The following is a 14,567-nucleotide window of genomic DNA, read 5'->3' on the forward strand; positions in this document are numbered from 1 at the left end:
TGACCTCTGGTGTATCAGTTGTCGCGCCAGCGGCACGGCTGAGTAGCTATGTCGGGAAGGGATAAACGCTGAAAGCATCTAAGCGTGAAGCCCCCCTCAAGATAAGATTTCCCATAACATAAGTTAGTAAGACCCCTGAAAGAACATCAGGTTGATAGGTTAGAGGTGTAAGGATGGTAACATTTTTAGCTGACTAATACTAATAGGTCGAGGGCTTGACCAATATAAATTACTATGCAATTTTGAAAGTACAAAATACTTTCAAGAAAATTGACTGATGAAGTTAATCATAAAAATATATCTGGTGATAATTGCTTGGTTGTAACACCCGTTTCCATTCCGAACACGAAGGTTAAGAGCCAACGCGCCAATGGTAGTGCAGGGGCAGCTCTGTGTGAGAGTAGGTCGTTGCCAGATAAGGTATTCCGCGATAGCTCAATGGTGGAGCACTCGGCTGTTAACCGATAGGTTGAAGGTTCGAATCCTTTTCGCGGAGCCATTTTTATTTTTTGGAATAATTTTTACTTTAGTGAGGTAATATTATGAGAACGATATTTTTTTATATTTATTTTGGAGTTTATATGCTAATAACATTGCTTATGGAAGTTAGGCTTAATCATATAAAGAAGACTAAACCTAATGAAGAATATGAGAAGGAACTTCATAAAATTATAATGAAATGGTCAAGAAATATGCTAAAAGCGGCTGGAGTTACGGTTAATGTAAAGGGTATTGAAAATATACCTGATGAGCCTTGTGTATTTGTTTCTAATCATCAAGGAAATTTTGATTTTTTAGCAATGCTTGCATATATAGATAAATCTTTAGGCTTTATAGCGAAAAAGGAAATATTAAAATTGAGAATTGTAAGTAGCTGGATGAAAAAAATGCATTGTGTATTTATAAATAGAGAAGATATTAGAGATTCATTAAATGCAATTAATACAGGTGTAGAAAATGTAAAAAATGGCTATTCAATGGCTATTTTCCCAGAGGGTACTAGAAGCAAATCAAGTAATTTAGGAGAATTTAAAAAAGGTGCTTTGAAATTAGCTACTAAAGCAAATGCACCTGTGGTTCCAACTATTGTTGATGGTTCATATAAAATATTTGAAGATGGGCATGGTAAAATTAAATCAGGGACTATAAACGTTTCTTTTTTAAAGCCAATTTATATAGAAGAAATGGATAGAAGTGAAAAAGCTAAGTTACCAGAAATATTAAGAGAGAAAATAAACACGGAACTTGAAAATATTAAGGATAATAAATAAAAATTAAAGAACCGAAATGCTAAATTAGTATTTCGGTTCTTTAATTTCTATTTATATATATTTTGTGTTAAGATTTGTTCTAAAGTTGATATGGAAGTAGTCAGGTTTTCATTTTCAATACATATATCATTTAAATTAGTTTCTAATGTGTTATTTAAATTTTTTAGAGTATTGGCATCATTTTCAAGTTCTTTAAAAATGTTTTCTTTATCATTTATTAGTGTTCCATACATTTCTTCAATAAGTGCTTTTTTTTCAAAGTCAAGTTTTAATTTTTCATAGGTAGTACCTAAAAAATTTTCTATAATTTTATTAACCACAGTATCACCTGCCTAAATTAATTAGAATAATGCCATAATTAAATTATATAACATACTGACAAAAAAATCTTGATTTATTTTAAAATAAAAAAAACGATAATATAAATATAGATAATTGTAATCATAAGGGAGGATTTTATGGACGATAAAGCTAAAAATAAAAATAGATTTTTAATTCAAAAAGAAGAGGAATTAAAAAAAATTGAAGATATGATTGCTAAAACAAAAATCGATATTGAAGAATTTAAGGAATTAAACAAAACCTATAATGATAAATTAGATAAAGAGAAAATGAGAAATGTTGTCTTAAATGTAAGGTATAATGCTCTAGTAAATAAAATGAAAAATGAAGGTGCAATTTTTGAAATAGAAAATAGGGATTTTGAAATTAAGGAATGGGAAAATTTGCATCTAAATAAAGAAGGAAGAAGATATATTTTAAAAACAGCATATGGAGATACTATATATAAATTTGATGATGTCATTGGCGAATGTATCGGGACTTTAACTAGCAAAAATGATTTTAGTTTTATTGTAGTAAGGGCTGAAAAACATAAACTAAAAGTTCAATTTAGAATAAAGTAGTTATGATTTAAATAACTTTTGAATCTTGGATTTATCTACAATATACAAAAAAATGAATAAATAAAATGAAAATCATTCAAAAAACTCAAAATTCACAATTGAAATAATAACTTTATTGTGCTAAAATATTCGTAAGAGTTTATTGTTGTTAATGAAAATTAGGCGATATGCAAACGAAAATGTAAGATAAAATGCAAAAATATGAATAATTATTAAAACAATAAACCAAACAACTAAATAAAAAATGAAGGATTTAAAATAAAAAAATCATTTTTATTTGAGTAGGAAGTGAAGTTATGAAAATCAATAGTTTTAGTGAATTAGAAAATTGCAAGGAACCTAATTTGTACAGAGATATATTTCCATATTCGGATGTGCCTAAAATAACATTTAATAACAAGGGAATATCAATGAATTTGCCTGAGGATATATGGATAACGGATACTACTTTTAGAGATGGGCAACAATCAATGACGCCATTCACAGTTGAACAAATGATTCAGATATATGATTATCTAAATAAACTAGATAATAATGCTGGTGTAATAAGGCAAACTGAATTCTTTGTATACAGTAACCATGATAGAGAAGCTTTAATAAGATGCATGGAAAAAGGGTATAGATTTCCTGAAATAACTACGTGGATTAGAGCTAACAAGGATGATTTTAAGCTTGTAAAAGATATGAAAATAAAGGAAACAGGAATACTAATGTCTTGTTCTGATTATCATATTTTTAAAAAATTAGGAATGAATAGAGAAGAAGCTTTAAAGAAATATAGTAATATTGTTGAAGAGGCTCTTTGTAACGGTATAATTCCAAGATGCCATTTAGAAGATATAACAAGGGCAGATTTCTTTGGATTTGTAATACCTCTAATAAATAATTTTATGTGTTTATCAGAAAAATACAAAATGCAGGTTAAGATTAGAGCTTGTGATACATTAGGATTGGGAGTTAATTACCCAGAAGCTGATCTTCCAAGAAGTATTCCAGGCATTATAAGCGGAATTAAAAAATATTGTAATGTTCCATCAGAAGCCTTAGAATGGCACGGTCATAATGATTTTTATTGTGTTGTGCCTAATGCAGTTTCAGCGTGGATGTATGGATGTTCTTCTGTGAATACTACTTTACTTGGCATTGGCGAAAGAACTGGAAATTGCCCTTTAGAAGGAATGATATTTCAATATTGCCAGATAAAAGGTAGTGAAAAGCTTAATCTCTCAGTTGTTACTGAAATCGCAGAATATTTTAAAAAAGAAATGAAATATGATATACCTGCTAGAACTCCATTTGTTGGCGAAGATTTTAATGTTACAAGGGCAGGAATTCATGCTGATGGTATATTAAAGGATGAGGAAATTTATAATATATTTGATACAGATAAAATATTGAATAGACCTGTGCTTGTAGCTGTTAATGAATATTCAGGGTTAGCAGGTATAGCAGCATGGATTAATACTTATTTTAAACTTAAGGATGAAGAAAAGATAAATAAAAAGGATCCAAGAGTTGCAGAAATAAAAGAATGGGTAGATAATCAATATGAAAGTGGAAGAACAACTGCTATTTTAAATAAAGAGCTTGAAATTGAAGTTAAAAGGTATTTTAAAGAATTAATAGATGTAGAAAAAACAAGGGCTAGTTAAAAAGCAGGAAACATTTTAGATGGCTTGATGCACTCTAAAATATTATTATACAAGGAGTGATAACTATAATGGGTTTAACATTAACTGAAAAAATAATAAAAGAGCATTTAGTGGTAGGTGAAATGGAAAGGGGAAGAGAAATTGGAATAAGAATTGATCAAACCCTTACTCAAGATTCAACTGGTACAATGGCATATCTTCAATTTGAAGCCTTAGGCATAGGAAAAGTAAAAACTAAAAGATCTGTAGCTTATATAGATCATAATATACTTCAAACAGGACCTGAAAATGCAGATGATCATTTATATATACAAACAGTTGCAAAAAAGCACGGAATATATTTTTCGAAGCCAGGTAATGGAATATGTCATCAAGTTAATCTTGAAAGATTTGATGTACCAGGAGAAACTCTTATTGGCTCAGACAGTCATACACCAACAGCAGGTGGAATGGGAATGCTTGCAATAGGTGCTGGTGGGCTTGATGTGGCAGTTGCAATGGGCGGAGGAGAGTATTATATATTAATGCCAAGAATAGTAAAAGTTAATCTTACGGGAAGACTTAAACCTATGGTTTCTGCAAAAGATATAATACTTGAAGTTTTAAGAAAATTTACCGTAAAAGGTGGAGTTGGAAAGGTATTTGAATATGTTGGTGATGGTGTAAAATACTTATCCGTACCAGAAAGAGCAACTATATGTAATATGGGAGCAGAACTTGGAGCAACTACTTCTATTTTTCCTAGCGATGAAAATACACTTGAATTTTTGAAGGCCCAAGGACGAACAGAAGATTACAAAGAAATTAAACCAGATGAAGATGCTATTTATGATGAAGAAATAGTGATAGATTTAGAAAAATTAGAACCTCTAGTTGCATGCCCACATAGTCCAGATAATGTTAAAAGAGTTTCTGAAATAAATAAACTAAAAGTAAATCAAATAGCTATAGGAAGCTGCACAAACTCATCACTTTTTGACCTGATGAAGGTTGCAGAAATTTTAAAGGGAAAAACAATTGCAGAGGATGTATCGCTTGTTATTGCACCGGGATCTAAACAAGTTTTAACGATGCTTGCTGAGAATGGGGTATTAGCAGATCTTGTTGCTTCAGGAGCAAGAATACTTGAATGTGCATGTGGTCCTTGTATAGGTATGGGACAATCTCCATGTACAGATGCAGTATCACTAAGAACCTTCAATAGAAACTTTGAGGGTAGATCAGGAACTGTTTCTGCAAAGGTTTATTTGGTAAGTCCAGAAACAGCAGCAGTATCAGCTTTAACGGGTTATCTTACAGATCCATTAACTTTTGAAGGTAAATTAGATGCGACTATTTCAGATAAGTTCCATGTAAATGATAATTTAATTGTTGCACCATCTCAAAACCCTGATGATGTTGAAATTGTTCGCGGACCTAATATAAAGCCATTTCCTAAGGCAGCACCAATAGCTTCAAAATTAGAAGGTATTGTACTTACAAAGGTTGGGGATAATATAACTACTGATCATATTATGCCATCAAATGCAAAGCTTTTACCTTTTAGATCCAATATACCACATTTAGCAGATTTCTGTTTAACACCATGTGATAAGGATTTTCCAAAGAAAGCTAAGGAAAATAACGGTGGATTCATATTAGGTGGAACAAATTATGGTCAAGGTTCAAGTAGAGAACATGCAGCACTTGCACCATTATATCTTGGAATTAAAGCAGTATTTGCTAAATCTTTTGCAAGAATTCATAAGGCTAATCTTATCAATAATGGAATAGTTCCTTTGGAATTTGAAAATGCTTCTGACTATGATAAAATTGATGAAAAAGATAAACTTATTATAGAAGATATTATAAACCAAATAAAGAGTGGGAATGTTAAAGTAAAAAATGAAACAAAAAATGAAGAGTACGAAATGATATTAAATTTACCTGAAAGACAAAAGGATATGCTTATTTGTGGAGGTAAACTAAATCAAATAAAAGCCAACACATCACATTAACATTCTTTTAAAAATAGCTAAGCATACTAAAGGAAACTATGTTTTAAATAAGTGTGAAAATCAACACTTATTTAAAACATAGTCAATAAAAAAGGCAAATAGTTAGTAATTGGAGGCAAAGAAATGAGTAAGGAACATAATATAACATTAATACCTGGAGATGGTATAGGACCAGAGGTTACAACTTCAGCTCGCTCGGTTATAGAAGCTGCTGGAGTTAAAGTTAAATGGGATGTAGTTGAAGCTGGAGCTAAAGTAATGGATGAATATAAAACACCATTGCCAGATTATGTACTAGAGAGTATAAAAAAGAATAAAATTGCATTAAAAGGACCTGTTACAACACCAATTGGTTCTGGATTTAGAAGTGTAAATGTCGCTTTAAGACAAACTTTTAATTTATATGCAAATGTAAGACCAATAAAAACTTATGAAGGAATACCAACTAGATACGATAATGTTGATTTAATAATAGTTCGTGAGAATACTGAAGATCTTTACGCTGGTGTAGAACATAAAATAGGAGATTATGCAGCTGAAAGTATTAAAATAATAACTAAAGAAGCTAGTACACGTATTGCTAAGTTTGCATTTGATATGGCAGAAAAGCAAAACAGAAAAAAGGTTACGGCAGTTCATAAGGCAAATATAATGAAATATTCCGATGGATTATTTTTAAATTGTGCGAGAGAGGTTGCAGCTGCCCATGAAGATATTCCGTTTGAAGATATGATTGTAGATGCTATGAGTATGAAATTAGTACAGACTCCAGAAAAGTATGATGTACTTGTTATGCCTAATCTTTATGGTGATATATTATCAGATATGGCAGCAGGGCTTGTAGGTGGTCTCGGTGTGGCACCAGGTGCAAACATTGGTGATGATATAGCTGTATTTGAATCTATTCATGGTTCAGCCCCAGATATTGCGGGGAAAAATATAGCAAATCCTACAGCAGCAATATTATCTGGTGTAATGATGCTTAGATTCATTGGTGAAATGGAAGCAGCTGATAAAATAGATAATGCAATTAAAGCTGTGTTAAAAGAAGGCAAAGTTGTAACGGTTGACCTTGGAGGAAAAGCATCAACTGATGAATTTACTGAGGAAGTTGTAAAAAAAATAGGTTAACATACTACTAAAGGAAGCTATGTTTTAAATAGGCGTTGATTTTCACACTTATTTAAAACATAGCTTTTTATTTGAATTATCTTGAAGTACACTTACTTTGCATCCTACAATAATTTTAGAAAAAAGTTCCTACGTTCCTTTTCAATTTTGGACTAGTACATAATAAATAGTTTATTTAATATAATATAATTAGATTGTTTCTTAATAAGTAGTTTTTTATATTTTAATATTGCATAAATATTAATAAAGATGTATAATAATAAATATTAAATTGGATATTGTTTTCAAAAGAAATTTTTATAGAAGAGGTGTTTTTTATTATGAAAGAAAAAGTTGTTTTAGCATATTCCGGAGGACTCGATACGTCTGTAATAATTCCATGGCTTAAGGATAATTATGATGTTGAGGTAATTGCTGTTTGTGTTAATGTCGGTCAAGATGATGATATGGTAAAAGTAAAAGAAAAAGCTGTAAAAAGTGGAGCAGCAAAAATATATGTAGAAGATGTTAAAGAGGAATTTGTAACAGGATATTTATATCAGGCTATAAAATGGAACGCTGTGTATGAAGGAAGTTACTTGCTTGGTACATCTTTTGCAAGACCACTTATAGCTAAGAAGTTAGTTGAAATTGCACATGCAGAGGGAGCTAAATATATATGTCACGGATGTACGGGAAAAGGTAATGATCAAGTTCGTTTTGAAACAGGTATTGCAAGCTTAGACCCATACATAAAAATTATTGCACCATGGAGATTATGGGATATTGATTCAAGAGAAGCTGAAATAGATTATGCAATATCAAAAGGTGTTGAAGTGCCGGTTACAAAAGAAAAGATTTATTCAGAAGATAAAAATTTATGGCATGTTAGTCATGAAGGTGGAGATCTTGAAGATCCTAAAAATGAGCATAAGGAAGAAATGTATTCTATGGTTGTTCCTCCTGAAAAGGCAAAGGATGAAGTTACTTATGTAAGCATAACTTTTGAAAAGGGTGTTCCAGTCAAAGTGGATGGAAAAGAATTATCACCTGTTAAGTTAATGGAAACATTAAATAAGGTGGCTGGTGAAAATGGAATTGGTGTTGTTGACCTTATAGAGAATAGACTTGTAGGAATGAAATCAAGAGGAGTTTATGAAACGCCAGCAGGTACTGTTCTTTATGAGGCTCATAAACAACTTGAATATTTAACTGTAGAAAAATATAGTTTTCAATATAAGGGAGTTCTTGCGCATAAATATTCAGAACTTGTATATGACGGTTTGTGGTTTACAAATCTTAGAGAAGCTCTAGATGTTTTTGTAGATAAAACTCAAGAACATGTTACAGGAACAGTAAAACTTAAATTATACAAGGGTAACATCAAAGTTGCTGGAATTGATTCGAAATATGCTCTTTACGATGAAGGAATATCTTCTTTTGGTGCTAGTGATTTATATGATCATAAGGATGCAGAAGGATTTATAAATTTATTTAGTCTTCCAAGTAAAATAAAAGCCATGAAGCATTTAGGTGATAAATAATGAAGCTTTGGGGTGGAAGATTTAGGGAAAGTGAAAGCAAGCTTATGGAGGAGTTTAATGCCTCCCTCAGTTTTGATAAAATATTATATGTAGAAGATATTACTGGAAGTATCGCTCATGTAAAAATGTTAAGTAAATGTGGTATTATTAGCGAAGAGGAATGCATATGTATAATTAAGGGACTAGAAGGCATATTGGATGATATTAAATTGGGTAAGCTTGAAATAAGCGGTGACTATGAAGATATACACAGTTTTGTAGAAACAAATTTAATAAATAGAATAGGCGATGCAGGTAAGAAATTGCATACAGCTAGAAGTAGAAATGACCAGGTTGCTCTTGATATGAAAATGTATGCAAAGAAGGTATCCATGAATATAATAAAGTGCATTGACACACTTATGGATACTTTGAAGAAAAAGGGTGAAGAAAATCACTATATTATGCCTGGATATACTCATATGCAAAGGGCTCAAGTAGTGACTTTTACTCATCATATGCTTGCTTATTATAGCATGCTTAAAAGAGATAAAAACAGAATTGAAAATGCAATTGAAAACTTAAATGAAAGTCCACTTGGATGCTGTGCACTGGCAGGAACTACTTACAATACGGATAGAGAATTTACAGCAAAGGAACTTGGTTTTTGTAAACCTGTAGATAATTTTTTAGATGGTGTCAGTGATAGAGACTATATAATAGAGCTTCTTTCTGATTTTTCAATTTGTATGATGCATTTGAGTAGACTCAGCGAAGAACTTATTATGTGGAGTACCAAAGAGTTTAGCTTTATTGAAATGCATGATAAATTTTCAACGGGAAGTAGTATAATGCCTCAAAAGAAAAATCCTGATGCTGCTGAACTTATTAGGGGAAAAACAGGAAGAGTATATGGCAGTTTAGTTGCAATGCTAACTATAATGAAAGCTCTTCCACTAGCATATGATAAGGATATGCAAGAAGATAAAGAGCAATTTTTTGATGCGGCAGATACTCTAGAAATGTGCCTCATGGTTATGGATGGAATGATTTCAACTATGAAAGTAAAAGAAAAAAGTATGAAAGAGGCTGTAAAAGGTGGTTTTTTAAATGCCACAGACGTGGCTGATTATCTAGCTAAAAAAGGAATACCTTTTAGGGATGCTCATAAAATATCTGGGGAAATTGTTATATATTGTGAAGAAAATAAAAAATGTATAGAAGAAATGGCTATAGAAGAATTTAAACAATTTAATCCTATATTTGAAACAGATATATATGATTTTATAGATTACAATGAAATATTGAAAAAGGGAAATAAAAGTTTAATGTAAAAAAAACCATTATTGTAGGGTTGTATATGCTCTTATAATAATGGTTTATTTTCTAAAATTTCAAATTTTATCATTATAAAATGTGCAAAAAATGCAATTTTGGTAGTGAAAAAAATTCATAGTTGTGATATAATACTCAATGTTACAGCTAAAAATGAATTATATAAGATAGCTGACTTTCATTTTTGTTTCGATAGGGGGTTATAGAAACATGCAGAAAGAATTTTCTATGAGTAATGATAAGGTAATAATTAATTTTACAGCGAAGTATTGTGATACTTCAGAAAAAGTGTTAAATAGTGATGGATTTAGAAGGGTAATATGTGCATTTATAAATAATGTGAGACTGAGAAATTCTAATGATTATAAGTATATTGAACAAACTATAGTTGAAAATGATGATGTTAAATTAGCAAAAGAAATTATAGAAATTTTTAAATTGCTACTTGTTTTTAAAAGAGAAGAAATAATTAAGATTAATTCTAAATATGAATCATTTTTAGAAAATCCAGATGCTATTATAAAAATTATTGAGGACATATATGGATACTGGAGAAGACTTGAAAGGTATACTATTGTTCACAACAATAAAGTAAATGAGGGATTAGAAAATGCAAGCTTTATTGATTCTAATACTCAATTTTCGCAGCTTATATTAAATACTTACAGAAAAATAGAAGAGAATATCCAAGGATTTAAGCCAAAAGTTTATAGGCAGCTTCCAGCAGGTGCAAATGCAGGATTGATTGTTAATTCTATAAAGTGGAAATTTCCAGAAGGATATGAATGCTTAAATGGTGTACCGGTGATTGATTCTGTACTTATAGATCCACCGTTTATATCTTATCCTAAAAAAATAACAAGAGATGGTACATTTTCAGAAGTGTTTGAAAATCCATTGAATTGCAGAATAAATAGAGAACACTGGTTTTGTTTCCCTATAAAAGTAGGAACTCTTCTTGCCTTTGTTTATTTTCACAGAGATTTTATGGCACATGGAATTACATTATGTAATTTATTTGAAATTGCTAAGGAAGAGGAATATATTAATTCAAAACCTGATATATTATTTGTTTTTGGAGCAAAAGATAATAGTGAAAATGTAAGAACGATATTTTATGATGATAAAGAAAATGATATAATGCTTGGATATATAAACTATAGTGAAAAAATAGATTATTTTGGCTATATGAAGAAAATGACGCTCACACTTCATAATCTAATTATGATTAAGAGGGGATACTTACCAATACATGGCGCTATGGTAAACATTGTAACAAAAGATGGAAATATAGTTAATGCTGTTATTATGGGTGACAGTGGAGCAGGCAAATCTGAAAGTCTTGAGGCCTTTAGAGAATTAGGAGAAGACTATATAAGCGATATGACAGTTATTTTTGATGACATGGGTGTTGTTAAATTAAATGGTGATAATAAGCCTATGGGTTATGGAACAGAAATAGGTGCTTTTGTAAGGCTTGATGATCTTGATCCAGGATATGCATTTAGAGAAATAGATAGAAGCATATTTATGAACCCTGATAAAACAAATGCAAGATTGGTTATTCCAGTAGCATCTTATAATGACATTACAAGGGGATACCCAATCGATATATTTTTGTATGCTAACAACTACGAAGATGGAGAGGAATTAACCTTCTTTGATTCAGCTAAAGAGGCTATAGAAGTATTTAAACAAGGAGCAAGAATGGCCAAAGGTACTACAACAGAAAAGGGTCTTGTTAAAACATTTTTTGCAAATCCCTTTGGACCTGTTCAGAGAAAAGATGAAACTAATAAACTTATATTAGAGTATTTCAATAAGTTTTTTAAATCAGGAGTTAAAGTTGGACAAATAAGGACTTGTCTTGGAATAAAGGGAAAAGAACAGAATGGACCTAAAAAGGCGGCCATCAAACTTTTAGATATAGTTAAAACTTTATGATACTAGTTTATACACAAAATTAAAACATTGCTAACCAAAAGACAGAGTACGGAGTACAGAGTACAAAGTACAGTGAAGGATGATTTTCTGTAGCAAAGCTACAGAAAATCTTAAAACTTAGTTTTTGATTGCTTACGCAATCGCGGCATTAATGTTGTTCAGCGAAGCTGACAACATATAAGTTTAAGATTTACCTAACGTAAGGAAAGGTAAATCATCCTTCACTGTACTCTGTACTCTGTACTTTGTACTCTGGTTTATCTTTAATTAGAGGAGTCTGTACTTTCATAATCATCAATGTGAATATTTAATTTTTCACATTCTTCTGCATCTTTTAAAGTATAATCGTGTTTAAGATTTGATATATTTTTCATATATGTATCATCAGTATAAGATTTACCGTTTATGAGGTGAGAAAATTTGTTCTTGTACAGTTCTACATAATTTAATATTATTTGTTTTTTTATTAAATAAAGCTCCCTTGTTTTTGAATCTCCGCTATCCCACGAAAATTTTGAATATAAGTACTTAATTTGTAAGTAACACTTTTCTGTATTAAAAAGCATGTGTATTTTTGAACAATTATTAGCATAGTAACTTTCTGTAGTTTTAGAGTCTGATGAGGATATAGAATCCATTTCTTTATCGATTTGTTTTTCGTAATTTTTATATTTTATAAAAGAGGCTTTGCTTGGGTTGTATGTAGAAATTAGCAGAATAAAAAATGCAAGTACGATTACATAAATTAGAAATAAAAGTTTTTTATGATATAATATTCTCATTCAATAATACCTGATAAAATACTATATTATATAATACTTATAAAAAAAGTATTTAGAACTTATATTTATTTTAATAATTAAAAATAGGCAAATGTGCTAAAGAAAGCTATGTTTTAAATAAAATTTTAGGGACAAACCTTTAAAAGACTTATAACCTTCAATTTATATAAGTGTTTAGCGAGTTATTGAAAGTTATTAGAATTTTAAAGATTCATCCCTCAAATTTATTAATTCTATTTAATGCTCTGCAATATGCCTACCTTGTATTATTTTTCAACTCTAACTTCTCTATCTCTTCCAAAGAAAGATATTGCATATAGACCTGCAATGCCGACAATTGAATAGATTACTCTTGTAAATGTAGACATTGTACCAAATAATGCTGATACTAAATCAAAGTTAAAGAAACCAATCAAACCCCAGTTTACAGCACCTATTACTACGAAAATAAGCGCAATAATATCTAATGTTTTCATTGTATTTTACATCTCCTTTAAAATAGTTTTACAGCACTATTTTGTGCAGTTTTTTTAATTTTATGTTTATAAATTATAATTCAATATTTCTGTCTATAGGTTGTGAAAGTGATATAAAGGTATTTGTTCTTTGAATACCATCTATTTTTTGAATTTTATTTATAAGAAGATCCTGAAGATCATCTATACTTTTGCAGATGACTTTAGCCAAAATTGAAAAATCACCTGTTATGTAATAAAGTTCTACAATTTCTTTTATCTCATTCATGGATTCAACTACATTTGTATATGTGGCAGCTTTATCAAGATAAATTCCTATAAAACAGCATACATCATATCCGAGTTTTGTATTGTTTAATATTAACTTAGTACCTCGAATTATACCTATTTCTTCCATTTTTTTCATTCTAACATGTATTGTACCACCGCTAACATGGCACTGCCTTGCTATCTCCAAATAAGGTGTTCGTGAATCTTTAACTAAAATATCTAATATTTGCAAATCCAAATCATCTAATCCGCTAATTTGTAAATTCATTTAAATCAACTCCTATACATTAAGTAACAATATTATTATATCAAATTCAGTACTAATATACCAAATTAAATTTAATATAATATGATTAAAGTAGTATTTTATTATAAAAATAAATGGTGTATAATAAATTCTTGTGGATAATTAATAATTGGGGTGGAAAATATATGTATACTCATAAGCAAAGTAGCGAAATCGATATGCCTATAGAAATACTTAAAAAGTATGATATGTTAAAAATAGCATATTTTGATATAGAAACTACAGGATTTGATAAAGAACAAGATAATGTAATACTAATTTCAGTTGGCTATTATGAGAAAAATAATATTTTTACTATAAAACAGTATTTTGGAGAAAACTTAACTGATGAAAAAGAGGTATTAGAAAAATTTTTAAAAATATTAAAAGAATTTGATATATGGTGTTCATATAATGGAAAAGCCTTTGATGAGCCATTTATAAAATATAGATCACAAAGATATGATATGGAGTTTAATTTACCAAAAAAACATATTGATTTATATAGGATGATAAGGCCTTATCAAAAGCAACTTGGGCTTACTAGATGTAATTTAAAATCTGTTGAAAGATATATAGGTATTGAAAGAAAAGATACAATTGATGGTGGAATAAGTGTAGAATTATATAAAAAATATATAAAAAATAAAGAAGAAAACTTAAGAAAAATTATGATGCTTCATAATTTTGAAGATGTTTATAACTTACCACAAATATTTAATGTTGTATGGAAGATTGAAAATACAAAAGGTTTTATTAGAGAAGATCATATTACAGATAAGCAGATGGGTTATATTAAATATCTTTTAAATAAAAATAAAGTTATAGTTGACTTAAATTTTGAAAAAATATCTAAAAAGGTAGCTTCAAAGATAATTGCTAGTCTTCTTGAAGGAAATTCAAGTAATGAAAAATTGCAGGAAATTGTCCAAGACTTCTATTAATGTGCTTGTCTAAAAAAATATTGACATGAAAATTTAAATATGATATTTTAGTAACATAGTGTAAATTTAATA

The 14,567-nt window shown here is 29.8% G+C and carries 13 protein-coding genes, 1 tRNA gene and 2 rRNA genes (1 of these 16 cut by a window edge); 12 read left to right on the plus strand and 4 right to left on the minus strand.

The features are described 5' to 3' along the window. From CUEA01_RS03955 to CUEA01_RS03970, 4 genes are all read left to right on the plus strand, one after another. Positions 1-223, plus strand: a 23S ribosomal RNA gene (locus CUEA01_RS03955); it begins 2,684 nt to the left of the window's first position. 77 nt (positions 224-300) lie between these two features. Beyond that, positions 301-417: ribosomal RNA gene (gene rrf / locus CUEA01_RS03960) — 5S ribosomal RNA — on the plus strand. A 7-nt stretch (positions 418-424) separates the two neighbouring features. Continuing rightward, positions 425-499 (plus strand) — tRNA-Asn (locus CUEA01_RS03965). Positions 500-542: 43 nt separating this feature from the next. Then, positions 543-1,271 (plus strand): lysophospholipid acyltransferase family protein, encoded by a 729-nt coding sequence (locus CUEA01_RS03970; protein WP_234118531.1) that lies wholly within the window; start codon positions 543-545, stop codon positions 1,269-1,271. 47 nt (positions 1,272-1,318) lie between these two features. Here the strand turns inward: CUEA01_RS03970 and CUEA01_RS03975 are convergent, their stop codons facing one another. Next, positions 1,319-1,591, minus strand: a complete 273-nt coding sequence (locus tag CUEA01_RS03975) for a hypothetical protein (protein ID WP_234118533.1) — start codon at positions 1,589-1,591, stop codon at positions 1,319-1,321. A gap of 138 nt (positions 1,592-1,729) precedes the next feature. Here CUEA01_RS03975 and CUEA01_RS03980 point away from each other — a divergent pair, with 138 nt between their 5' ends. The 7 genes from CUEA01_RS03980 (at position 1,730) to CUEA01_RS04010 (ending at position 11,737) form a co-directional block, all read left to right on the plus strand. Next, entirely contained in the window at positions 1,730-2,176 is a 447-nt protein-coding gene (locus CUEA01_RS03980; protein ID WP_234118535.1) for a hypothetical protein, read from the plus strand. Positions 2,177-2,472: 296 nt separating this feature from the next. Next, a complete protein-coding gene (locus CUEA01_RS03985) occupies positions 2,473-3,828 on the plus strand; it encodes a 2-isopropylmalate synthase (RefSeq protein ID WP_234118537.1) in 1,356 nt (451 codons plus the stop codon). 68 nt (positions 3,829-3,896) lie between these two features. Then, positions 3,897-5,825: an aconitate hydratase gene (locus CUEA01_RS03990; protein ID WP_234118550.1), complete on the plus strand. Its 1,929-nt coding sequence runs from the start codon at positions 3,897-3,899 to the stop codon at positions 5,823-5,825. A gap of 123 nt (positions 5,826-5,948) precedes the next feature. After that, positions 5,949-6,956, plus strand: a complete 1,008-nt coding sequence (locus tag CUEA01_RS03995; RefSeq protein ID WP_234118558.1) for an isocitrate dehydrogenase (NAD(+)) — start codon at positions 5,949-5,951, stop codon at positions 6,954-6,956. 320 nt (positions 6,957-7,276) lie between these two features. Beyond that, complete coding sequence (locus tag CUEA01_RS04000) at positions 7,277-8,479, plus strand: argininosuccinate synthase (RefSeq protein ID WP_234118561.1); 1,203 nt, start codon at positions 7,277-7,279, stop codon at positions 8,477-8,479. Then, on the plus strand, positions 8,479-9,792 hold the full coding sequence (gene argH, locus CUEA01_RS04005; RefSeq protein WP_234118565.1) for an argininosuccinate lyase: 1,314 nt from the start codon (positions 8,479-8,481) through the stop codon (positions 9,790-9,792). Before CUEA01_RS04000 ends, argH begins: the two co-directional genes overlap by 1 nt. 211 nt (positions 9,793-10,003) lie before the next feature. Beyond that, positions 10,004-11,737: a phosphoenolpyruvate carboxykinase (ATP) gene (locus CUEA01_RS04010; protein ID WP_234118567.1), complete on the plus strand. Its 1,734-nt coding sequence runs from the start codon at positions 10,004-10,006 to the stop codon at positions 11,735-11,737. Positions 11,738-12,000: 263 nt separating this feature from the next. On the opposite strand, the gene CUEA01_RS04015 is transcribed toward CUEA01_RS04010, so the two are convergent. The 3 genes from CUEA01_RS04015 to CUEA01_RS04025 form a co-directional block, all read right to left on the minus strand. Then, a complete protein-coding gene (locus CUEA01_RS04015) occupies positions 12,001-12,519 on the minus strand; it encodes a hypothetical protein (RefSeq protein WP_234118575.1) in 519 nt (172 codons plus the stop codon). Positions 12,520-12,785: 266 nt separating this feature from the next. After that, positions 12,786-12,995 carry a DUF378 domain-containing protein gene (locus tag CUEA01_RS04020; RefSeq protein ID WP_234118577.1) on the minus strand — a complete coding sequence of 70 codons (210 nt, stop codon included), beginning with the start codon at positions 12,993-12,995 and terminating at the stop codon, positions 12,786-12,788. A 73-nt stretch (positions 12,996-13,068) separates the two neighbouring features. Then, the gene (locus tag CUEA01_RS04025; protein ID WP_234118586.1) at positions 13,069-13,533 is read right to left on the minus strand and encodes an Lrp/AsnC ligand binding domain-containing protein; all 465 of its coding nucleotides are present in this window, start codon (positions 13,531-13,533) and stop codon (positions 13,069-13,071) included. A 164-nt stretch (positions 13,534-13,697) separates the two neighbouring features. Between CUEA01_RS04025 and CUEA01_RS04030 the strand changes: the two genes are divergently transcribed. Beyond that, positions 13,698-14,495, plus strand: coding sequence for a ribonuclease H-like domain-containing protein (locus tag CUEA01_RS04030; protein WP_234118589.1), 798 nt, complete (start codon positions 13,698-13,700; stop codon positions 14,493-14,495). The last annotated feature ends 72 nt before the right edge of the window (positions 14,496-14,567 follow it).

The sequence above is a fragment of the Clostridium hydrogenum genome (assembly GCF_021432385.1).
GTDB classification, from domain to species: domain Bacteria; phylum Bacillota; class Clostridia; order Clostridiales; family Clostridiaceae; genus Clostridium_S; species Clostridium_S hydrogenum.